The sequence below is a fragment of the Mycobacterium sp. MOTT36Y genome, from assembly GCF_000262165.1.
In the GTDB taxonomy this organism is placed as follows: domain Bacteria; phylum Actinomycetota; class Actinomycetes; order Mycobacteriales; family Mycobacteriaceae; genus Mycobacterium; species Mycobacterium intracellulare.
The window spans coordinates 4,076,806-4,097,545 of record NC_017904.1 but is presented as its reverse complement, the minus strand read 5'-3'; the positions used below and the strand labels follow the sequence as shown (position 1 = coordinate 4,097,545).

Annotated in this window: 19 protein-coding genes; 14 read left to right on the top strand and 5 right to left on the bottom strand. The window is 69.6% G+C overall.

Annotated elements, in window-relative coordinates:
• Window positions 1-19: 19 nt before the first annotated feature.
• Genes W7S_RS18460 through W7S_RS18450 form a run of 3 tightly spaced genes read right to left on the bottom strand, consistent with a single transcriptional unit; the run spans window position 20 to window position 3,679 of the window.
• Window positions 20-1,264 carry a glycosyltransferase family 4 protein gene (locus W7S_RS18460; protein ID WP_014712115.1) on the bottom strand — a complete coding sequence of 415 codons (1,245 nt, stop codon included), beginning with the start codon at window positions 1,262-1,264 and terminating at the stop codon, window positions 20-22.
• A gap of 13 nt (window positions 1,265-1,277) precedes the next feature.
• The gene (locus tag W7S_RS18455) at window positions 1,278-2,858 is read right to left on the bottom strand and encodes a glycoside hydrolase family 57 protein (protein WP_014712114.1); all 1,581 of its coding nucleotides are present in this window, start codon (window positions 2,856-2,858) and stop codon (window positions 1,278-1,280) included.
• Window positions 2,855-3,679, bottom strand: coding sequence for a bifunctional 2-polyprenyl-6-hydroxyphenol methylase/3-demethylubiquinol 3-O-methyltransferase UbiG (locus W7S_RS18450; RefSeq protein WP_014712113.1), 825 nt, complete (start codon window positions 3,677-3,679; stop codon window positions 2,855-2,857). Before W7S_RS18450 ends, W7S_RS18455 begins: the two co-directional genes overlap by 4 nt.
• Before the next feature lie 228 nt (window positions 3,680-3,907).
• On the opposite strand from W7S_RS18450, the gene W7S_RS18445 reads away from it, so the two are divergent.
• The 6 genes from W7S_RS18445 to mnmA all read left to right on the top strand — a co-directional run bounded on the left by W7S_RS18445 (window position 3,908) and on the right by mnmA (window position 10,078).
• Window positions 3,908-4,708 (top strand): electron transfer flavoprotein subunit beta/FixA family protein, encoded by an 801-nt coding sequence (locus W7S_RS18445; RefSeq protein WP_014712112.1) that lies wholly within the window; start codon window positions 3,908-3,910, stop codon window positions 4,706-4,708.
• Window positions 4,709-4,758: 50 nt separating this feature from the next.
• Window positions 4,759-5,715, top strand: a complete 957-nt coding sequence (locus tag W7S_RS18440) for an electron transfer flavoprotein subunit alpha/FixB family protein (RefSeq protein ID WP_008259086.1) — start codon at window positions 4,759-4,761, stop codon at window positions 5,713-5,715.
• A gap of 389 nt (window positions 5,716-6,104) precedes the next feature.
• Window positions 6,105-6,947: a GNAT family N-acetyltransferase gene (locus tag W7S_RS18435; RefSeq protein WP_014712111.1), complete on the top strand. Its 843-nt coding sequence runs from the start codon at window positions 6,105-6,107 to the stop codon at window positions 6,945-6,947.
• Window positions 6,944-7,780, top strand: a complete 837-nt coding sequence (locus W7S_RS18430; protein WP_014712110.1) for a 1-acyl-sn-glycerol-3-phosphate acyltransferase — start codon at window positions 6,944-6,946, stop codon at window positions 7,778-7,780. The genes W7S_RS18435 and W7S_RS18430 overlap by 4 nt, the downstream gene beginning before the upstream one ends.
• A 33-nt stretch (window positions 7,781-7,813) precedes the next feature.
• Window positions 7,814-9,001: a cysteine desulfurase family protein gene (locus tag W7S_RS18425; protein WP_014712109.1), complete on the top strand. Its 1,188-nt coding sequence runs from the start codon at window positions 7,814-7,816 to the stop codon at window positions 8,999-9,001.
• Window positions 9,002-10,078, top strand: a complete 1,077-nt coding sequence (gene mnmA / locus W7S_RS18420; RefSeq protein ID WP_014712108.1) for a tRNA 2-thiouridine(34) synthase MnmA — start codon at window positions 9,002-9,004, stop codon at window positions 10,076-10,078. It begins immediately after the preceding gene.
• Window positions 10,079-10,085: 7 nt separating this feature from the next.
• On the opposite strand, the gene W7S_RS18415 is transcribed toward mnmA, so the two are convergent.
• A complete protein-coding gene (locus tag W7S_RS18415; RefSeq protein ID WP_176476860.1) occupies window positions 10,086-10,676 on the bottom strand; it encodes a sensor domain-containing protein in 591 nt (196 codons plus the stop codon).
• 152 nt (window positions 10,677-10,828) lie between these two features.
• Between W7S_RS18415 and W7S_RS18410 the strand changes: the two genes are divergently transcribed.
• The 6 genes from W7S_RS18410 (at window position 10,829) to W7S_RS18385 (ending at window position 16,610) form a co-directional block, all read left to right on the top strand.
• Window positions 10,829-11,845, top strand: coding sequence for a methionine synthase (locus W7S_RS18410; protein WP_014712106.1), 1,017 nt, complete (start codon window positions 10,829-10,831; stop codon window positions 11,843-11,845).
• A gap of 64 nt (window positions 11,846-11,909) precedes the next feature.
• Window positions 11,910-12,392, top strand: coding sequence for an SRPBCC family protein (locus W7S_RS18405; RefSeq protein ID WP_014712105.1), 483 nt, complete (start codon window positions 11,910-11,912; stop codon window positions 12,390-12,392).
• Entirely contained in the window at window positions 12,389-12,724 is a 336-nt protein-coding gene (locus tag W7S_RS18400; RefSeq protein ID WP_008259061.1) for a helix-turn-helix transcriptional regulator, read from the top strand. Before W7S_RS18405 ends, W7S_RS18400 begins: the two co-directional genes overlap by 4 nt.
• A gap of 48 nt (window positions 12,725-12,772) precedes the next feature.
• Window positions 12,773-14,854: an NAD-dependent DNA ligase LigA gene (ligA, locus tag W7S_RS18395; protein ID WP_014712104.1), complete on the top strand. Its 2,082-nt coding sequence runs from the start codon at window positions 12,773-12,775 to the stop codon at window positions 14,852-14,854.
• Between the two features lie 3 nt (window positions 14,855-14,857).
• Complete coding sequence (locus W7S_RS18390; RefSeq protein ID WP_014712103.1) at window positions 14,858-15,964, top strand: cystathionine gamma-lyase; 1,107 nt, start codon at window positions 14,858-14,860, stop codon at window positions 15,962-15,964.
• A gap of 34 nt (window positions 15,965-15,998) precedes the next feature.
• A complete protein-coding gene (locus W7S_RS18385) occupies window positions 15,999-16,610 on the top strand; it encodes a TetR/AcrR family transcriptional regulator (protein ID WP_085976513.1) in 612 nt (203 codons plus the stop codon).
• On the opposite strand, the gene W7S_RS18380 is transcribed toward W7S_RS18385, so the two are convergent.
• Complete coding sequence (locus tag W7S_RS18380) at window positions 16,607-17,125, bottom strand: pyridoxamine 5'-phosphate oxidase family protein (RefSeq protein ID WP_014712102.1); 519 nt, start codon at window positions 17,123-17,125, stop codon at window positions 16,607-16,609. The two genes, W7S_RS18385 and W7S_RS18380, sit on opposite strands and share 4 nt — an antisense overlap.
• A 246-nt stretch (window positions 17,126-17,371) precedes the next feature.
• Between W7S_RS18380 and W7S_RS18375 the strand changes: the two genes are divergently transcribed.
• Both W7S_RS18375 and W7S_RS18370 read left to right on the top strand, forming a co-directional pair.
• The gene (locus W7S_RS18375) at window positions 17,372-17,776 is read left to right on the top strand and encodes an MmpS family transport accessory protein (RefSeq protein WP_009954349.1); all 405 of its coding nucleotides are present in this window, start codon (window positions 17,372-17,374) and stop codon (window positions 17,774-17,776) included.
• Window positions 17,773-20,694, top strand: a complete 2,922-nt coding sequence (locus W7S_RS18370; protein ID WP_014712101.1) for an RND family transporter — start codon at window positions 17,773-17,775, stop codon at window positions 20,692-20,694. The genes W7S_RS18375 and W7S_RS18370 overlap by 4 nt, the downstream gene beginning before the upstream one ends.
• Window positions 20,695-20,740 lie beyond the last annotated feature (46 nt).

Below are 20,740 nucleotides of genomic sequence, written 5' to 3'. Positions count from 1 at the left end.
TGAAACGTTAGAAAGCTCGCTACCGGTCCGGCAAGGCGTGTTCGACGATGGGGAGCCGCGCCTGCGGCTGCCGCTCGCCGCGCTTGGCCGACAGATAGACCTGCGCGGTCTTGTCGGCCACCGTACGCCAATCGAAGTCGGACGTGAGGCGTTCGCGGGCGGCCCGGGCGCGTTGTTGCGCGGCGCGCGGATCGTCGAGGACGGTGCGAATCGCCGCGGCCAGCCGGGTCACGTCGCGGGGCGGGCACGATACGCCGGTCCGACCGTCGATCACCGCCTCACCCAGACCGCCGATGTTCGACGTCACCAGGGGAGTGCCGGCCGCGGCCGCCTCGAGCGCCACGATGCCGAACGGCTCGTAGTGGCTGGGCAACACCGCGGCGTCGGCGCGATGCAGTACGGCCAACAGCTCCGCGTGCTCGAGGTGCCCGACGAACCGAATCGCCTTGAGCACCCGGTGTTTACGGGCTTGCTCGATGAGCCAGCCCTGCTGGGTGCCCTCGCCGGCGATGGTCAGCGTGGTGCCCGCGTGGGTGCGCCTGACCCGCGGGAGCGCGGCGATGACGTCGTGCACCCCCTTCTCGTACTCCAGCCGCCCCAGGTAGAGCAGTTCGGCCGGACCCGTGCGCGGCCGCCGCGCCGCGAACGGCCACCGCGCCGTCTCGATGCCGTTGCAGATCACGGTGATCTCCGCCAGCCCCGGACCGAACAGTTCGGTGATCTCGTCGGCCATCGACCCCGAACACGTGATCAGCGAATCGGATTCGCGCACCAGCCAGGACTCGACCGCGTGCACCTGACGGCTGAGCGCGCCGCTGACCCAGCCGGAATGCCGACCGGCCTCGGTCGCATGGATCGTGGAAACCATTGGCACGTCATAGAATTGGGCCAGCGCGATCGCCGGATGGGCCACCAGCCAGTCGTGGGCGTGCACGACGTCGGGCCGCCACGCGTGGCTGCTGCCCGGTTTCTTCAGGCTCAGCCCGGCGCGGACCATGGAATGCCCCATCGCAAGCGTCCAGGCCATCATGTCGGTGCCGAAGGTGAACTCGTGCGGATCCTGCGCGGCCGCGATCACCCGAACACCCTCGCTGATCTGGTCGGACGACGGATGGCTGCGGGGATCGGTCCCGGTGGGTCGGCGTGACAGCACCACGACGTCGTGACCTGCGGCCGCCAGCGCGGTGGACAGGTGATGGACGTGCCGGCCGAGCCCGCCGACGACCACCGGCGGGTACTCCCACGACACCATCAGGATCTTCACGTTGTGGTCCACCTCATCGGGGCAACCTGCGGGCGTCGAGGGCGCCGAAGAGTCCGTCGGCGCGGTTCCACCCCTCCGCCAGGCGCTGCGCGGTGTCGCGCCGCCCGGACGCCAGCGCCCCCGCGATCTCCCGGGTGGCGTGCGCGTGCAGGTGGGCGCGGTAGCGGGCGTAGTCGGCGGCCGAATCCTTGCTCACCATGAACGGCCAGTCGCTGGAGACCGTCAGCAGCGTTTCGCGCAGGATCTGGTCGGCGACGTGGTCGCGGGGGATGGGCCCGTCCAGCGTCGCGGTTTCCGACAGCGCCTTGTCGACGGTGCTCAGCGCGGTGTCGACGACTTCGTTGTTGAGCTGCACCAGGTCGGCGACCTGGTCGCCGGCCCAAACCTGCCAGTCCTTGCCCGAACCCCACGAGCTGGGCGGCAGGGCGACCGGGTTACCGACGAAGCCGTCGGCGATCGCGTCGGTCAGGGTGCCCACCCGCACGCCGGCCTCGGGCAGGGCGCGCAGCACCCGCTCCAACCAGGTCGGGCCCTCGTACCACCAGTGGCCGAACAGCTCGGTGTCGAAGGCGGCGATCACATGCGCGGGCCGCCCGATGCGCGCGGACTCGCTCGTCAGGCGGTTGCGGACCGTCTCGACGAAGTCGGCGACGTGAATGTCGACGGCGTGGTCGGCCCGCTCGGGGTCGTAGGGCGCCTTGCCTTCCGAGGGCACGTTGCGGCCGGTGACCCTGGCCGGCTTGAGGCCGGTGAGGTGGTCATAGGTGTGGAAATCGCGATAGGCGGCGTGCCCGGGGTAGCCGGACTTCGGCGACCACACCCGGTAGCTGACCTGCAGGTCGCGCCCGAACGCCACCACGTCGGTGTCGCCGACGGGCCGGCCCAGCGCGGTGTCGCCGTGCAGCGACGGGCCGTCGACCATGAAGTGCGTGACCCCGGCGCCGGCGTAGTCGTGTTCGAGCCCGGGCGCGTACGCGCATTCGGGCGCCCAGATGCCGGTGGGGGTGTGCGCCAGCCGCTGCCCGGCGTCGGCCAGCCCCTCGCGCAGGGCGAATTCGCGCAGCCGGGGGGCCAGCAGCGGTTGGAACGGGTGGGCCAGCGGCCCACCGAGCAGCTCCACCGTGCCGGCGTCGAGCAGCCCGCGCAGCGGCGGGCTGCCGCCGTGCCGCCACAGGGTGGCGAAGTCCTCAAGGGCGTTATCGGCCTCCGCCTCCTCGCGAATCCCCAAGGCGCGCAACGCCTCCGGTGTGCACGACTGATAACCGGCCGACTTCGATCGGGGAATCGACCGCACGCTGGCCGCCTCGGCTGCGCGCAGCCGCCAGTTCGCCAGCCAATGATGCATGCCCTCAAGGCAATACGGGTCGTCGAGCTGCGCGTTCACCACCGGTGTGACGCCCAGGGTGATCAGCCCTCGGCGGTTTTCGCCGGCCAGCGTGTTGAGCACGCGCATCAGCGGCAGGTAAGCGGCCGCCCAGGATTGGTAGAGCCATTCCTCACCGACCGGCCAGCGGCCGTGGTGGGCAAGCCACGGGAGATGGGTGTGCAAAACCAGGGTGAACAGGCCGGGAACCGGGTCTTGCCGTGAGTTCACGGCGCTACCGCGATCGCGATCAGATCGAGGCTGTCATCGATGTGCTGGCCGGTGGCCGCGCCGGATCCGCTCGCTACGAGTTCGAAGTCGTCGGTGCTGACCGCGGCGACGTCCGCCGCCAGGTCGGGCGGCCACGGCGCATCTGCCACCGCGCGCGCGATCTGCGCGTCGATGATCGAGCCGCCGTGCCGGGCGTCCATCTGCCGAAGCCGCGGGCCGTGGAACAAACCGCTGATCGACACATCGGAGAAACCCCCGCCGACGAGCAGCTCGGCCAGCTCGCCGGCGTTGAGCTCGCGAGTGTGGAACGGGTTGATCGGGGTGTCACGCCCGGGGGAGAACGTGATCCGGTTGGGTGTGGACATCATCAACAGGCCCGACGGCCGCAGCACCCGCGCGCACTCGACGACGAATTGTGTTTGGTCCCACAGATGCTCGATCACCTGGAAGTTGACCACAATATCCACCGACGAATCGGGCAACGGCAGCTGCGCGAGGTTCGCCTGCATCACGTCCACCCGGGGGTAGCGGGCGCGGACGTGGGCCACGGCGGACTCGTCGTAGTCCACCGCGATGACGCGGCGCGCGACGTCGGCGATCAGATCGGCGCCGTATCCCTCGCCGCAGCCCGCCTCGAGCACCTCGCGGCCGACACAGCGCTCGGCAAGCCGCTGGTAAACGACCTCGTGGCGGCGAAACCAGTAGTTTTCGATGTCCAGCCCCGGGATGGTGCGCTCACCCGTCAGCATCAACACGGTGTCACCCCCCGACGCGGTATCGCCGGGGGCGTGCGGGGGGACGTCAGGGACCGGTGCGCTCATTGCATAGGCAGGCTAACGCGAAGTGTCGGATTCGCGAACCACGAAGGTGGGTGGCCCCGCGTGCGCGGGGGAGGCGCGCCGCAAGAACGTGCAGTACCACCCGCTATGGTGTGAAGGCATACCGCACAAAGTTACCGGGTAGTAACACGGCTGTGCGTTGCGAAAAACGCGTACCGAGGTCTCGCAGTCGATCGCTGCGGACCCCTTCGAGGAGGACGAACCACACTCATGACGAACATCGTGGTCCTGATTAAGCAGGTCCCAGACACTTGGTCGGAGCGCAAGCTGACAGACGGCGATTACACGCTGGACCGCGAGGCCGCCGACGCGGTGCTGGATGAGATCAACGAGCGCGCGGTAGAAGAGGCCCTGCAGATCCGGGAGAAGGAAGCCGCCGACGGCGTCGACGGGTCGGTGACCGTGCTGACCGCCGGACCCGAGCGCGCCACCGAGGCGATCCGCAAGGCCCTGTCGATGGGCGCCGACAAGGCCGTCCACCTCAAGGACGACGGCATGCACGGCTCCGACGTGGTGCAGACCGGGTGGGCCCTGGCCCGTGCGCTGGGCACCATCGAAGGAACCGAGCTGGTGATCGCCGGTAACGAGGCCACCGACGGCGTGGGCGGCGCGGTGCCGGCCATCATCGCCGAATACCTGGGCCTGCCGCAGCTCACGCACCTGCGCAAGCTGTCCCTGGAGGGTGGCAAGGTCACCGGCGAGCGCGAGACCGACGACGGCGTCTTCAACCTCGAGGCCACGCTGCCCGCCGTGGTCAGCGTCACCGAGAAGATCAACGAGCCCCGTTTCCCGTCGTTCAAGGGCATCATGGCCGCCAAGAAGAAAGAGGTCACGGTGCTGACCCTGGCCGAGATCGGGGTCGAGAGCGACGAGGTCGGGCTGGCCAACGCCGGATCCACCGTGCTCTCGTCGACGCCGAAGCCGCCGAAGACCGCGGGTGAGAAGGTCACCGACGAGGGCGAGGGCGGCAACCAGGTCGCCCAGTACCTGGTCGCCCAGAAGATCATCTAGTCGAGCACCCCATCGAAGACCATTCCTGAGACGAGAAGAGCGATATAACCATGGCTGAAGTATTGGTGCTCGTGGAGCACGCCGAAGGTGCGCTGAAGAAGGTCACCTCCGAATTGATCACCGCCGCCCGCGCGCTGGGCGAGCCCTCCGCCGTCGTGGTCGGGGCGCCGGGGACGGCCGCCCCGCTGGCCGACGGGCTGAAGGAGGCCGGCGCCGCCAAGATCTACGTCGCCGAGTCCGACGACGTCGACAAGTACCTGATCACCCCGGTGGTCGACGTGCTCGCCGCGCTGGCCGAGTCGAACGCGCCCGCGGCCGTGCTGCTGGCCGCCAACGCCGACGGCAAGGAAATCGCCGGCCGGCTCGCGGCCCGGATCGGTTCCGGTCTGCTGGTCGACGTGGTCGAGGTCAAGGAGGGCCCCAAGGCCGTCCACTCGATCTTCGGTGGCGCGTTCACCGTCGAGGCCCAGGCCAACGGCGACACCCCGGTGATCACCCTGCGCGCCGGCGCCGTCGACGCCGAGCCGTCCGCCGGAGCGGGCGAGCAGGTCACCGTCGAGGTCCCGGCCCCCGCCGAGAACGCCACCAAGATCACCGCCCGCGAGCCCGCGGTCGCCGGTGACCGCCCCGAGCTGTCCGAGGCCACCATCGTGGTCTCCGGCGGTCGCGGCGTGGGCAGCGCGGAGAACTTCAGCGTGGTCGAGGCCCTGGCCGACTCGCTCGGTGCGGCCGTCGGCGCGTCTCGTGCCGCCGTCGACTCCGGCTACTACCCGGGCCAGTTCCAGGTGGGCCAGACGGGTAAGACGGTCTCGCCGCAGCTCTACATCGCGCTGGGCATCTCCGGTGCGATCCAGCACCGCGCCGGGATGCAGACGTCCAAGACCATCGTCGCGGTCAACAAGGACGAAGAGGCACCCATCTTCGAGATCGCCGACTACGGCGTGGTGGGCGACCTGTTCAAGGTCGCCCCGCAGCTGACCGACGCGATCAAGGCACGCAAGGGCTGAGTTTCTCGGCCTCGAAGAGCCCCCGGCGCCGCGGCGCCGGGGGCTTTCTTCTGCGATCACGCCAGCCCGGTGCGTCACACCGGCCCCACCAGTCCCCGGCCCAGGGGGATATGCCGTGTGCCCACCTCCGAGCGACAACCGCAACGGCAGCCGTCGTTGTCGCTCGGAGGTGGGCACAAAGCTCCTCCCGCCTTCCAGTGATTCGAGTGACGGATGGGACGACGGCGCCCCCAGCCGTTGGAAAACGGCGAGGCCGTCGACGGCGCCCAGCCGGGCTGGCCGAATTACTGCCTCGTCGGTTGGCTCGGTCTCATTTCGTCATCTGACGTGCACCGACACGTCACAGCGGCGATGCCGACCCGCTCACCGGCTACGCCACGTTGTGTCTCATGAGCATCGCTTCTGTCCTCATCCCCGCCGACAAGCCCAGCGGCACGTCGACCACGCCGCGCTACTCCCTGTTGCTGTCCACCGACCCCGGCCTGATCGAAGCGGCGCAGCGACTCCGGTATGACGTCTTCACCAGCACCCCGGGCTTCGCCCTGCCGCCGGACGGCGGGCACGGATCGGACCGGCGCGACGAGGACCGCTTCGACGAGTTCTGCGACCATCTGCTGGTCCGCGACGACAACACCGGTGAGCTGGTGGGCTGCTACCGCATGCTGGCACCGGCGGGCGCCATCGCCGCCGGCGGGCTGTACACCGCCACGGAATTCGACATCCGCGCGTTCGACCCGCTGCGGCCGTCCCTGGTCGAGATGGGGCGCGCCGTGGTGCGCGACGGGCACCGCAACGGCGGCGTGGTGCTGCTGATGTGGGCGGGGATCCTGGCCTACCTGGACCGCTACGGCTACGACCACGTCACCGGATGCGTGTCGGTGCCCATCGGCGGCGGGGCCGACGATCAACCGCCGGGCAGCCGGCTGCGCGGCGTCCGCGACGTCATCCTGGCCCGTCACGGCGCGCCCGCGGACTACCGGGTGCGGCCACACCGCCCCGTCGTCGTCGACGGGACCGCGCTCGACGACATCCCGGCGCCCGCGCGGCCCTCGGTTCCGGCGCTGCTGCGCGGCTACCTGCGGCTGGGCGCGCGGGTGTGCGGGGAACCCGCGCACGACCCGGATTTCGGCGTCGGTGACTTCTGCGTGCTGCTGGGCAAACAGCACGCCGACACCCGATACCTGAAACGCCTCCGATCGGTGTCGGCCGCCGCGGAGATGGCGGGGAAATGACCGGCATTGCGCACTCCTGGCTGCCGCGCGCCTCGTGCGGCGCCGGCTGCGTGCGCGCCGGCGACGCGGTCGCCTGCCCGCCGCCGGTAGTGGCGCTGCGGGTCACGCTTCGCCTGCTGCTGGCGCTGCTGCTCGCGCCGGGGCTGCCGCTGCTGGCCCTGCCGCTGCCGGGCCGCACCCGCGTGCAGCGCCTCTATTGCCGGCTGGTGCTGCGCTGTTTCGGTGTCCGGATTGCGGTGTCGGGCAACCCGATTCGCAACCTGCGCGGTGTGCTGGTGGTGAGCCCGCACATGTCGTGGCTCGACGTCTTCGCGATCGGCTCGGTGTTGCCCGGGTCGTTCGTCGCCCGTGCCGACATGTTCACCGGGCCGGCGACCGCGATCGTGGCCCGCATCTGCAAGGTCATCCCGATCGAGCGGTCCAGTTTGCGGCGGCTGCCCGGCGTGGTGGACGCCGTCGCCCACCGGCTGCGCGCCGGGCAGACGGTGGTGGCGTTTCCGGAGGGCACCACGTGGTGTGGTCGCGACTGTGGGGCGTTCTATCCGGCCATGTTCCAGGCCGCGATCGATGCCGGACGGCCGGTGCAGCCCCTGCGGCTGACCTACCACCACATCGACGGCGGCCTCTCGACGGTGCCGGCCTTCGTCGGCGACGAGACCCTGCTGGGTTCGATCCGCCGGCTGCTCGCGCAGCGCCGCACGCTGGCGCGGGTGCACGTCGAGTCGCTGCAGCTCCCGGGGACCGATCGGCGCGTCCTGGCCGGCCGCTGCCAGTCGGCGGTGGGCGCCGGAACGGCCCGGGGCGCTGGTCACGGGCGCGTGCTGGTGGCCTGAGCCCACCGGTGGGCCGGTATCGTGGGTCGCGTCATGGTCTATTTGGATCACGCCGCCACCACCCCGATGCACCCCGCCGCCGTCGAGGCGATGACGGCTGTGCTGGGCACGGTGGGCAACGCCTCCTCGCTGCACACCAGCGGCCGGGCGGCGCGGCGGCGCATCGAGGAATCCCGTGAACTGATCGCCGACAAGCTGGGGGCGCGTCCCTCGGAGGTGATCTTCACCGCCGGCGGCACCGAGAGCGACAACCTGGCGGTCAAGGGCATCTACTGGGCCCGGCGCGACGCCGAGCCGCGGCACAGGCGCATCGTCACCAGCGAGGTCGAACACCACGCCGTGCTGGACTCGGTCAATTGGCTCGTCGAGCACGAGGGAGCCGAGGTGACGTGGCTGCCGACCGCGCCCGACGGCTCGGTGTCGGCGGCGGCGCTGCGCGAGGTGCTCACCCACCACAGCGACGTCGATGACGTCGCTCTCGTGTCGGTCATGTGGGCCAACAACGAGGTCGGCACCGTGCTGCCCGTCGCCGAACTCGCCGCCGTCGCAGCCGAATTCGGGGTGCCGATGCACAGCGACGCCATTCAGGCGGTGGGGCAGTTGCCCGTGAACTTCGCCGCCAGCGGGCTGTCGGCGATGAGCGTGACCGCGCACAAGTTCGGGGGCCCCGCGGCCGTGGGCGCGCTGCTGTTGCGCCGCGACGTCGCGTGCGTGCCGCTCGCACACGGCGGCGGCCAGGAGCGCGACATCCGTTCGGGGACTGCCGATGTGGCCGGTGCGGTCGGAATGGCCGCGGCGGCCCGGATCTCGATCGACGGGCTCGAGGTCAACAGCGCCCGGCTGCGGGCGCTGCGGGACCGGCTGGTCGACGGGGTGCTCGGCGGCATCGAGGACGTCAGCCTCAACGGTGCCCGCGACGCGGCGCGCCTTCCCGGCAACGCGCACTTCACGTTCCGCGGTTGCGAGGGCGATGCGCTGTTGATGCTCCTGGACGCCAACGGAATCGAGTGCTCGACCGGTTCGGCGTGCACCGCCGGTGTCGCGCAGCCCTCGCACGTGCTGATGGCCATGGGCGCCGACCCGACCAGCGCCCGCGGGTCGCTGCGACTCTCATTGGGGCACACCAGTGTTGACGCCGACGTCGACGCGGTGCTGCGGGTGCTGCCCGGGGCGGTGGAGCGGGCGCGTCGGGCGGCCCTGGCCGCGGCGGGGGCGTCCTAAGTGAAGGTGCTTGCAGCCATGAGCGGTGGCGTCGACTCGTCGGTCGCCGCGGCCCGGATGGTCGACGCCGGGCACGACGTGGTGGGCGTGCACCTGGCGCTGTCGTCCTCGCCCGGCACGCTGCGCAGCGGCTCGCGCGGCTGCTGCTCGAAAGAGGACGCCTCGGACGCGCGCCGGGTCGCCGACGTGCTCGGAATACCGTTCTACGTCTGGGATTTCGCGGAAAAATTCCAGGCGGACGTCATCGACGAATTCGTGTCGTCCTATGCCCGCGGCGAGACGCCCAACCCGTGCGTGGTGTGCAATCAGAAGATCAAGTTCTCGGCCCTGTCGGCGCGAGCCGTTGCGCTCGGGTTCGACACGGTGGCCACCGGCCACTACGCCCGGCTTTCCGGTGGGCGGCTGCGCCGCGCCGTGGACCACGACAAGGACCAGTCCTATGTGCTGGCCGTGCTGAGCGCCGAGCAGCTACGCCACGCCGCGTTCCCGATCGGGGACACCCCCAAGTCACAGATCCGCGCCGAAGCCGCCCGCCGCGGCCTGGCCGTCGCCGAAAAGCCGGACAGTCACGACATCTGCTTCATCCCGTCGGGCGACACCCGAGCCTTTTTGGGCTCACGCATCGGGGTTCGCCGCGGCGCCGTGGTCAATGCGGACGGGACGGTGCTCGCCGAGCACGACGGCGTGCACGGCTTCACCATCGGGCAACGCAAGGGTCTCGGCATCGCCGGGCCCGGCCCCGACGGTCGCCCGCGCTATGTGACCGCGATCGACGCCGAGACCGCGACGGTGCGGGTGGGGGACGCGGCCGATCTGGAAGTGCGCGAATTGACCGGGCGGGCACCGGTATTCACCTCGGGTGTGACGCCGTCGGGGCCGATCGAGTGCGCGGTTCAGGTGCGCGCGCACGGTGAGACGGCCGACGCCGTGGCCGAACTCGTCGGTGGCGAACTCGTCGTGCGGTTGCGCGTCCCGCTGCGCGGTGTCGCGCCGGGCCAGACGCTGGTGCTGTACCGGCCCGACCCCGACGGGGACGAGGTGCTCGGCAGCGCCGTCATCGCCGCGACGTCGCGCTGATCGCGAACTAGCGCGGCACGTTCGCGGCGATGTTCGTCATCACGATGTCGGACACCGATTGCGCGAAGCCGCAGAACGTGACCTCCAGCATGGCCACCGACAGGACCCGGTAGTCGCGGCCGCAGCCACCGGGCCGCAGGTGCAGCGAGGTGCCGTCGGCGTTCCAGTCGCCGACGTAGAGCTGGCCGCCCGAGCCGTTCGCGCAGTCCCCGACGGTGCCCACCAGGGCGTTGAAGGCGGTCCGCGCAGCGTCGGCGTCGCGATAGGCCGCCGCGCCCTCCGAGATCAACGCGCCGTCGGGCGGGTCCTGAAAGGTCGTCTTGTGAAACGCCTCGAGGTCGGTCCCGAAGGTCGCGGTCTCGTCGTAGATGAACCGGCACTCCCGCGGCGCGGTCTGGGCCAGGGCATCGATGTTCACCGGGCTGGTGCCGTCCATCGAGGGAATGATGGTCAGGTGCTCACCGGCGCCGGTGATCGCACGCATCCGCGACTGGTCCAGCAGGATCGTGTCGACGTTGACGCCCCGCACCATCCTGCGGTTGGTGTCGGGACCCGCGAGCGCCGCGCCGTCGGTCACCCGGGTGCACGACACCGCCATCAGCACCGCCCCGCACCACAGCGGTAGCCTCGCCCACTTCGTCCTCTGCGACACCGTTTTGCACCCCTCTGCGGTTGAACCTACCCGCGGGGACCCTCGGCACACAGCCCCTGCCGACCGGCGGCCCGGGCGACGTCGAATACGGTTGGCCGGTGAGTGTTTTCGCGGGGCCCAGTGGCGTCGGTTCCTGGCCGGGCATCGCGGCGCGGGAGGCCGCCGCCGTGATCGTCGGCGAATTGGCGGGGGCGCTGCCGCACATCGTCGAACTGCCCGCCCGCGGGGTGGGCGCCGACCTGCTGGGCCGGGCCGGGGCGCTTCTGGTCGACGTCGCCATCGACACGGTGCCGCGCGGGTACCGCCTCGTCGCCCGTCCGGGCGCGGTCACTCGCCGCGCCATCAGCCTCCTCGACGAGGACATGGACGCGCTGGAAGAGGCCTGGGAGGCCGCCGGCCTGCGCAATGACGGCCGCGTGGTCAAGGTGCAGGCGCCGGGCCCCATCACGCTGGCCGCCGAAATCGAGCTGGCCAACGGGCACCGGGCGATCACCGACCCCGGCGCGCTGCGCGACCTCACGTCGTCGCTGGCCGAAGGCGTCGCCGCGCATCGTGCTCAGCTGTCGCGGCGCCTCGAGACGCCGGTGGTCGTCCAGTTCGACGAGCCGTCGCTGCCAAAAGCGTTGGGGGGCGCGCTGAGCGGGGTGACGGCGCTCAACCCGGTCGCGCCGCTCGACGAGGCGGTGGCCGGCGGCCTGCTCGACGCCTGCGCCGAGACCGTGGGCGGCGAGGTGGCGCTGCACTGCTGTGCACCCGGCGTGCCCTGGGACCTGTTGCAGCGCAGCGCATTCAGCGCGGTCTCGGTCGATCCGGGCGCCTTGAGCGCGTCGGATCTCGACGGCATCGCCGCGTTCGTCGAGTCCGACCGCGCCGTCGTGCTGGGCGTCGTTCCCGCTAGCGCCCCGGCGCGGCGGCTGTCGGCGGAGGAGGTCGCCGGTGGTGTGGTCGCGGTGACCGATCGCCTCGGCTTCGCCCGCTCGGCGTTGCGCGAACGCATCGGCGTCACCCCGGCCTGTGGTCTGGCCGGCGCCACCCCCGCGTGGGCCCGCACCGCGATCGAGCTCGCCCGCAAGGCCGCCCAGATGTTCGCCGAGGATCCCGACGCCATCAAATAGGCAACCGAGGGGTTGCGTTTCATACCGCGCCGTGCTGAACTAATAGGCAACCAGGAGGTTGCATATGAAGATTGAGAAGCAGGTGGTGCTGCGCGCGCCGCTGGAGCGGGTGTGGCGGGCCATCAGCGACGCCGAGGAGTTCGGCCGCTGGTTCGGGGTGCGCTTCGACGGGTCGTTCGTCGCCGGGACATCGGTGACCGCGGCGATCAGCCCGACCACCGTCGACGGCGAGGTCGCCAAGCGCCAACAGTCGCACGCGGGCGTGACGAGCACCTGGCAGATCGTCGCCGTCGAGCCGCGGCGGCGGTTCGCCTACCGCTGGCATCCCTTCGCCATCGACCCGGAGGTCGACTATGAGGGCGAGCCGACCACGCTGGTCGAGTTCACCCTCGCCGAGCGGTCCGACGGCGTGCTGCTGACGATCACCGAATCCGGTTTCGAGGCCATTCCGGAGGCCCGCCGCGGCGCGTCGTTCGAGGCGAACGGCGAAGGCTGGGCGATCCAGACCACGCTGGTGCGCAAGTACATCGAGGGCGTCCGGGTATGAGCGGACGAGTCGCCGTCGGCGCCCCGATCTTCGGTGCGCTCGGTGACCCGAACCGGCTGCGCATCATCGTGCGGCTCTGCGATCAGGGCCCGAGCTCGACGTCGCAGGTCACCAGCGTCGTCCCGGTCACCCGGCAGGCGGCGAGCAAGCACCTGCAGCTGTTGGAGTCGGTCGGGCTGGTCACCAGCAGCCGGCGGGGGCGCGAGCGCGTCTGGACGGTGCAGACCGGGCCGCTGGCGTCGGCCAGCGACTACCTCGACCAGTTGTCCCGCCGGTGGGATGCGGCCCTGGATCGGTTGCGGTCCTTCGTGGAAGACGGAGTGGAGGATTGAGTCGAGCGCGCCGGGTTTTGCGTCGGTGTCCTCGGATAGCCTGCCAAGGTGAGCTCAGCAGAAGCTGATTCGGTAGCGCCCGAGGTCCGGCGGCAGTGGCAGGACCTTGCCGAAGCGGTCCGGGAACACCAGTTCCGCTACTACATCAAGGACGCGCCGATCATCTCGGACGCCGAATTCGACTCGATGTTCACCGAGCTCCTCGCGCTGGAGGAGCGCCACCCGGAGCTGCGGGTCGCCGATTCGCCGACCCAGCTGGTCGGCGGCGCGGGCTTCGCCACCGACTTCGCCGAGGCGCAGCACCTGGAACGCATGCTGAGCCTCGACGACGTCTTCGACCGCGACGAGCTGGTGGCCTGGAGCAACCGCGTCGAGAACGAGGTCGGCAAGGAACCGCATTACCTGTGCGAACTCAAGATCGACGGGGTGGCGCTGTCACTGGTGTACCGCGACGGCCGGCTGGAACGCGCCGCGACCCGCGGCGACGGGCGCGTCGGTGAGGACGTGACGCTCAACGCGCGCACCATCGACGACGTTCCCGAGCGGCTGTCCGCCGGCAAGGACTTCCCGACGCCGTCCCTGCTGGAGGTGCGCGGCGAGGTGTTCTTCCTGCTCGCCGATTTCGAGGCGCTCAACGCCAGCCTGGTCGAGGACGGCAAGGCCCCGTTCGCCAACCCGCGCAACAGCGCCGCCGGGTCGCTGCGCCAGAAGAACCCGGCCGTCACCGCCCGGCGCAAGCTGCGGATGATCTGCCACGGCATCGGCCGCACCGAAGGGTTCGCCCCGAAGACCCAGCACGAGGCCTACGCCGCGCTGAAGGCCTGGGGGCTGCCGGTGGCCGAACAGACGGCACGCGTGCGCGGCCTCGCCGCGGTCGAGGAGCGGATCGGCTACTGGGGAGAGCACCGCTACGACCTCGAGCACGAGATCGACGGCGTGGTGGTCAAAGTCGACGACGTCGCGTTGCAGCGCCGGCTCGGCACCACGTCGCGCGCGCCGCGCTGGGCCGTCGCCTACAAGTATCCGCCCCAGGAGGCGCAGACCAAGCTGCTCGACATCCGCGTCAACGTCGGGCGCACCGGGCGCGTCACGCCCTTTGCCTTCATGACGCCGGTGAAGGTGGCCGGGTCCACCGTCGGGCTGGCCACCCTGCACAACGCCGCCGAGGTCAAGCGCAAGGGCGTGCTGATCGGCGACACCGTGATGATCCGCAAAGCCGGCGACGTCATCCCGGAGGTGCTGGGCCCCGTCGTCGACCTGCGCGACGGCTCCGAACGCGAATTCGTCATGCCCACAACGTGTCCCGAGTGCGACACCCCGCTGGCACCGGCCAAGGAGGGCGACGCCGACATCCGCTGCCCCAATGCCCGGTCCTGCCCGGCGCAACTGCGGGAGCGGGTGTTCCACGTCGCCGGTCGCGGGGCGTTCGACATCGAGGGGCTCGGCTACGAGGCCGCCATCGCGCTGCTCAAGGCCGACGTGATCGCCGACGAGGGCGACCTGTTCACGCTGACCGAGGACGACCTGTTGCGCACCGAGCTCTTCCGGACCAAGGCGGGCACCTTGTCCGCCAACGGCAGACGGCTGCTCGACAACCTGGACAAGGCCAAAAAGGTTGCGCTGTGGCGGGTTTTGGTGGCGTTGTCCATCCGCCACGTCGGGCCGACGGCGGCGCGCGCCCTGGCGACCGAGTTCGGCGACCTGGACGCCATCATGTCGGCCTCGACCGAGCGGCTCGCGGCGGTCGAGGGCGTGGGCCCGACGATCGCCGCCGCGCTCACCGAATGGTTCACCGTCGACTGGCACCGCGCGATCGTCGACAAGTGGCGCGCCGCCGGCGTGCGGATGGCCGACGAGCGCGACACCAGCGTGCCGCGCACCCTGGAGGGCCTGACGGTGGTGGTCACCGGGTCCCTCGCCGGCTTTTCGCGCGACGACGCCAAGGAGGCGATCCTGGCGCGCGGGGGCAAGGCCGCCGGGTCGGTGTCGAAGAAGACAGACTACGTCGTGGCCGGGGATTCGCCGGGGTCGAAATACGACAAGGCCGTCGAGCTGGGGGTGCCCGTCCTCGACGAGGACGGCTTCCGGCGGCTGCTGGCCGACGGTCCGCAAAAAACACCGGCGGAATAACCGATGAGCGGCCGGTACGGCGATTCCACCCGCAGCCTCAAAGCCGTGAATTCCCAAGCGGTTTCGGGCCAGCCCGTCGCGCCGCAGCCGGTGCTCGCCGCCACGTATCACCTTTCGGCCGACGAAACCCTGGACAGCTACGGCCGCGGCTCCAACCCGACGTGGCGGCAACTGGAATCGGCGCTCGCCGAGCTGGAGGGGGCGGCGGGTGCGGTGGTGTTCGGCTCGGGGATGGCGGCCGTCAGCGCGGTGTTGCGGGCCTGGGCGCCGCCCGGGTCGACGGTGGTGGTGCCGGCCGACGGCTACTACCAGGTGCGCCGTCACGCCACCGAGGACCTGGCGCTCGCCGGGGTCACGGTCGTCGCGGCGTCGAGCTCGCAGATCTATGACGCCGCCGCGCAAGCCGACGTGGTGCTCGCCGAGACCCCCACCAATCCGGCGCTCGACGTGGTCGACCTGCACCGGCTGGCCACCATCTGCCACGGCCGCGGCGCACGCCTGGTCGTCGACAACACCGCCGCCACGCCGCTGGGTCAGCAGCCGCTGTCGCTGGGCGCCGACGCGGTGGTGGCCAGCGCCACCAAGGCCCTGTCCGGTCACAGCGACCTGCTGGCCGGCTATGTCGCAACCAGTCAGCCCGAGTTACTCGCCGCCGCCGAGCGCCAACGCCTGCTCGCCGGCGCGGTCCTGGGCGGGTTCGAGGCGTGGCTTCTGTTGCGCAGCCTGGAAACTGCCGGACTGCGATTCGAGCGCCAATGCCAGAACGCCCGGGCGGTGGCGACGATGCTGGCCGGCCACCCGGCGGTGCGGGCCGTGCGCTACCCGGGGTTGGCGCAGGATCCGGCGCATCCCGTCGCCATGGCGCAGATGCGCCGATTCGGCGGCCTGCTCTCGGTCGAACTGGCCGACGCCGCGGCGGTGCACGCCCTCGTCGAGGCCAGCGAGCTGCTGATCGCCGCCACCAGCTTCGGGGGCCTGCACACGTCGGTGGATCGGCGGGCCCGCTGGGGCGACCCGGTCGCCGACGGGTTCGCGCGCATCTCGCTGGGCATCGAGGACACCGACGACCTTGTCGCCGACATCGAACGCGCGCTCATGACCTCCCGATAACGACATATACATGCCGCACCGCCCGGGCGGCTCTATCGTGGGTTCTATGACCCAGACGGCCGAGGGGTGCGCGCAGGCATCGCCGTGGTCGCCGCGCGAGGCCGAGATCCTGGCGGTGACCCTGCGGCTGCTGCAGGAACACGGCTATGACCAGCTGGCGGTGGACGCGGTGGCCAATGCCGCCCGCGCCAGCAAGGCCACGGTGTACCGGCGCTGGCCGTCCAAGGCCGAACTGGTGTTGGCCGCCTTCATCGAAGGCGTCCGCCAGGTGGCCGTCCCGCCGAATACGGGCACGTTGCGCGGCGACCTGCTGAGCCTGGGGGAGACCATCGCCGTGGAATGCGGGCAGCACGCCAGCACCATCCGCGCGGTGATGGTCGAGGTGTCGCGGCACCCCGCTCTCAACGAAGCCCTGCAGCATCAATTCCTCGACCAGCGCAAGGCGATGATTCAGCACGTGCTGCACCAGGCCGTCGACCGCGGCGAGATCACCGAGGACGTCATCACCGACGAACTCTGGGACCTGCTGCCCGGCTACCTCATCTTCCGGTCGATCATCCCCGGACGTCCGCCCACCCGACGCACCGTGCAGGCGTTCGTCGACGGGTTCCTCATCCCGGGCCTGACCGCGGGGCCCCGCGCCTAGGGCGCGAACCGCCAACGCGTCGCCCCGTGGGGCTCGGCGGTCGCGACACCGACAGCGCCCCGGGCCACGAATCGGTACAAATACCACGGCGGCGGCCCCGCGCTCTGGGCGCTGTACGGGGCGATGACGGCGTCGCCGTCGCGTTCGCAGGGCCAGCCGGAGTCGCGATAGCGCGCCGTGACCTCGTCGAGTTCGCGCCCGTCCGTGGTCCGGTGGGCTACGCCGTCGAGGATCAGGTCGACTCCAGGAAGGCGGAACGACAGGGTGCAGGCCGGATTGGCGGCCAGGTTGCGGGATTTCAGCGTCGCGGGGCCGCTGGTGAAATAGATGTGGCCGCCGTGTTCGATCGAGCCGATACCCGCCGAGTGCGGGCTGCCGTCCGCCCGGACCGTCCCCAGAAACTGTGGCGTCTCCGCGGACGGCAGGGCCTTCATCGCGTCAAGGGCCCTGGCCCACGGCAGCTCGGCGTCGCCGTAGATGTTCAGGTCGGTTGCCGAAATCGGGTCGGGCAGCATGGTTACTCCTCGCAGGATTGCTCGTATGGAGACTGACCGGTGACGGCCCCGGAATTCATCGCCCGACATGACCAGGGGAAAAATTTCCCCTTGTAGAGTACGGTCCCGTACCGTACTGTCATAGCTGTCGATCACGCTGACGACGTTGGCAGCCGCGCTCGCATCGGGCGCGTCCCTGTCACCCGATTTTCGAAAGGCTAACGGGTGAAAGGCTTTTCGTTAGCACCCCTGGTGAGGCGGGGGTGGATGGTGATCGTCAGCGTGCTCGTCGTCGCGCTCGCGGGGTTCGGGATCTACCGGCTGCACGGCATCTTCGGCTCCCACGACAACACGACGGCCAACAGCGGCCTGGCGGCCGAGATCGTCCCGTTCAATCCAAAGCAGGTGGTCCTCGAGGTTTTCGGCGCCCCCGGCGCGGTGGCCACCATCAACTACCTGGACGTCAACGCCCAGCCGCAGCAAGTCAAGGACGCGCCCCTGCCATGGTCGTTCACCATCACCACCACGGAGCCCGCGGTCATCGGCAACGTCGTCGCGCAGGGCAACGGGGACACCCTCGGCTGCCGCATCACCGTCAACGGTGAAGTGAAAGACCAACGCACGGTTCACAAAGTCGACGCCTACACCTTCTGTCTGGACAAATCTGGATGAGCAACGAACAACAGCCGCGGTCCTTCGCGCCGCGCACCATTCGCCGGCTCGCGCTGCCGATCCTGCTGTTCTGGGTCGGGCTCGCCGCCCTCACCAACATCGCGGTGCCGCAACTGGAAGACGTTGGGAAAACCCATAATGTGGCGCTGAACTCGCCCGACGCCCCGTCGCTCAAGGCGATCAAGCGCATCGGTGAGAAATTCCACGAGTTCGACACCGACAGCTCGGCCATGATCGTGCTGGAAGGTGACAAGCCGCTCGGCGCGGACGCCCACCGCTTTTACGACGAGATGATCCGCAAGATCGAGCGGGACAAGAAACACGTCCAGCACGTCCAGGATTACTGGGGCGACACGCTCACCGCGGCGGGATCGCAGAGCAGCGACGGCAAGGCCGCCTACGTCCAGGTCAACCTCGCCGGCAATCAGGGCTCGGCGCTGGCCAACGAGGGCGTCGGCGCCATCCGCGACATCGTCGAACACATGAAGCCGCCCCCCGGCGTCAAGACCTATGTGACCGGCGCGGCGCCGCTGATCTCCGATCAGTTCGACGTCGGGAGCAAGGGGACCGCCAAGGTCACCGGGATCACGGTGGGGGTGATCGCGGTGATGTTGTTCTTCGTCTACCGCTCGGTGCTCACCACGTTGCTGGTGCTCGCCACGGTCCTGATCGAAATGTCAGCCGCCCGAGGCCTTGTCGCGTTCCTCGGCAACGCGGGAGTCATCGGGCTGTCGACCTATGCGACGAATCTGCTGACGCTCTTGGTGATCGCCGCGGGAACCGACTACGCGATATTTTTCGTCGGCCGCTATCAAGAAGCGCGCGGATCCGGTGAGGATCGCGAAACCGCGTTCTACACGATGTATCACGGCACCACGCACATCGTTCTGGGGTCGGGTCTCACCGTTGCGGGTGCGGTGGCCTGCCTGAGCTTCACCCGGCTGCCCTACTTCCAAAGTCTGGGTGTGCCGGCCGCATTGGGCATTCTCGTCGCGCTGTTCGCCGCGCTCACCCTGGGGCCGGCGATCCTCACTTTGGGCGCCAAGGTGGGGATCTTCGACCCCAAGCGGGCGATCCGGACGCGAGGTTGGCGGCGCATCGGCACCGCCATCGTCCGTTGGCCCGGCGCGGTTTTGGCGTCGGCGTGTGCGCTGGCCCTCGTGGGTCTGCTCGCCCTACCCGGATACAAGACGAGTTACGACACGCGGCCGTACATGCCGGCGAGCGCACCGGCCAACATCGGTTACACGGCCGCCGAGAAGCACTTCTCGCGGGCCCGGCTCGAGCCCGAATTGCTGATGGTCGAAACGGATCACGACATGCGTAATCCGGAGAGCATGCTCATCCTGGACAAGGTGGCCAAGGCGGTGTTCCACGTTCCGGGCATCGCCCAGGTGCAGTCCATCACCAGGCCGTTGGGAACCCCGCTGGTCCACAGCTCGCTTGCCTTCGTGGTCAGCAATCAAAGTGCGGCGCAACAGCAAAACCTGACCTACCAACGCGATCGGGCCGACGACGCCCTCAAGCAGGCCAATGAGCTGACCAAGACCATCAACATCTTGAAGCAGCAGTACGTATTGCAGCAGCAGCTCGCCGGCACCACCCACGAGGAAACCGAAAGTTTCCGCGACACCCTCGGCACGATCCGGGACCTGCGCGACAAGATCGCGAATTTCGACGATTTCTTCCGGCCGGTGCGCAGCTATTTCTATTGGGAAAAGCATTGTTACGACATTCCCGCCTGCTTCGCGTTCCGCTCTCTCTTCGATGCGATCGACGGCATCGACCAGCTCACCGAGAAGTTCGAAAACCTCACCGCTTCCCTCGACAAGCTTGACGCGTTGCAACCGAAACTGACGGCGCTGATCCCGCCGCAGATCGAGAGCCAGCAGACCAATCGCGATCTGACGTTGGCCAATTACGCGACGCTGTCGGGCATTTACGCGCAGACCGCCGCGGCGATCGACAACGCGACGGCGCTGGGGCGAGCCTTCGACGCGGCCAAGAACGACGACACCTTCTACCTGCCGCCCGAGGTGTTCAACAATCCCGACTTCAAACGCGGGCTGAAGCTGTTCCTGTCACCGGACGGCAAAGCCGCCCGCATGATCGTCACGCATGAGGGCGATCCCGCTACGCCGGAAGGCATTTCGCACATCGATCCGATGGCCAAGGCCGCGCACGAGGCCCTGAAGGGCACGCCGATGGCCGGCGCGCAGATCTATCTCGGCGGCACCGCAGCGACGTACAAGGACATCCAGGACGGTGCCAAGTACGACCTGATGATCGTGGCCTTCGCGGCGCTGAGCCTCATCCTGCTGATCATGATGATCATCACGCGCAGCCTGATCGCCGCGCTCGTCATCGTGGGTACCGTGGCCCTGTCGCTGGGCGCCTCGTTCGGGCTGTCGGTTCTGGTGTGGCAGTACATCTTCGGCGTCCAGCTCTATTGGGTGGTGCTGGCGCTGGCCGTGATCCTGCTGCTCGCCGTCGGATCCGACTACAACCTGCTGTTGATCTCGCGATTCAAGGAAGAGATCCATGCGGGCATCAATACCGGCATCATCCGGGCGATGGCCGGCTCGGGCTCGGTGGTCACCTCGGCCGGCGTCGTGTTCGCCGTCACCATGTGTGCGTTCGTGTTCAGCGGTTTTCAGGTCCTCGGCCAGATCGGCACGACCATCGGACTCGGCCTGCTGTTCGACACGCTGATCGTGCGGTCGTTCATGACGCCTTCCGTCGCAAGGCTTCTCGGACGCTGGTTCTGGTGGCCGCAGCGGGTGCGACCCCGGCCCGCCAGCACCATGCTGCGGCCCTATGGCCCGCGCCCCGCGGTTCGTCAGCTGCTGCTGTGGGAGGACGACGACCCGGTGGTGACACCCCAATCACCATCAGCCGCAAGTCAATCCCGCGTTTGACCCGCGCCGACGAGCCGACCCCTTGCCGGACGCAGGCGATGGTCGG

Excerpts from the sequence above, each read along its gene's own strand:
- W7S_RS18415 (WP_176476860.1), bottom strand. The coding sequence starts at position 10,676 with ATGGCGGTGTCGTGCACCCGGGTGACCGACGGCGCGGCGCTCGCGGGT.
- W7S_RS18405 (WP_014712105.1), top strand. The coding sequence starts at position 11,910 with ATGAAGATTGAGAAGCAGGTGGTGCTGCGCGCGCCGCTGGAGCGGGTG.
- W7S_RS18425 (WP_014712109.1), top strand. The coding sequence starts at position 7,814 with ATGGTCTATTTGGATCACGCCGCCACCACCCCGATGCACCCCGCCGCC.
- W7S_RS18430 (WP_014712110.1), top strand. The coding sequence starts at position 6,944 with ATGACCGGCATTGCGCACTCCTGGCTGCCGCGCGCCTCGTGCGGCGCC.
- W7S_RS18435 (WP_014712111.1), top strand. The coding sequence starts at position 6,105 with ATGAGCATCGCTTCTGTCCTCATCCCCGCCGACAAGCCCAGCGGCACG.
- W7S_RS18370 (WP_014712101.1), top strand. The coding sequence starts at position 17,773 with ATGAGCAACGAACAACAGCCGCGGTCCTTCGCGCCGCGCACCATTCGC.
- W7S_RS18400 (WP_008259061.1), top strand. The coding sequence starts at position 12,389 with ATGAGCGGACGAGTCGCCGTCGGCGCCCCGATCTTCGGTGCGCTCGGT.
- W7S_RS18380 (WP_014712102.1), bottom strand. The coding sequence starts at position 17,125 with ATGCTGCCCGACCCGATTTCGGCAACCGACCTGAACATCTACGGCGAC.
- W7S_RS18390 (WP_014712103.1), top strand. The coding sequence starts at position 14,858 with ATGAGCGGCCGGTACGGCGATTCCACCCGCAGCCTCAAAGCCGTGAAT.
- W7S_RS18445 (WP_014712112.1), top strand. The coding sequence starts at position 3,908 with ATGACGAACATCGTGGTCCTGATTAAGCAGGTCCCAGACACTTGGTCG.
- W7S_RS18375 (WP_009954349.1), top strand. The coding sequence starts at position 17,372 with ATGGTGATCGTCAGCGTGCTCGTCGTCGCGCTCGCGGGGTTCGGGATC.
- W7S_RS18440 (WP_008259086.1), top strand. The coding sequence starts at position 4,759 with ATGGCTGAAGTATTGGTGCTCGTGGAGCACGCCGAAGGTGCGCTGAAG.
- W7S_RS18450 (WP_014712113.1), bottom strand. The coding sequence starts at position 3,679 with ATGAGCGCACCGGTCCCTGACGTCCCCCCGCACGCCCCCGGCGATACC.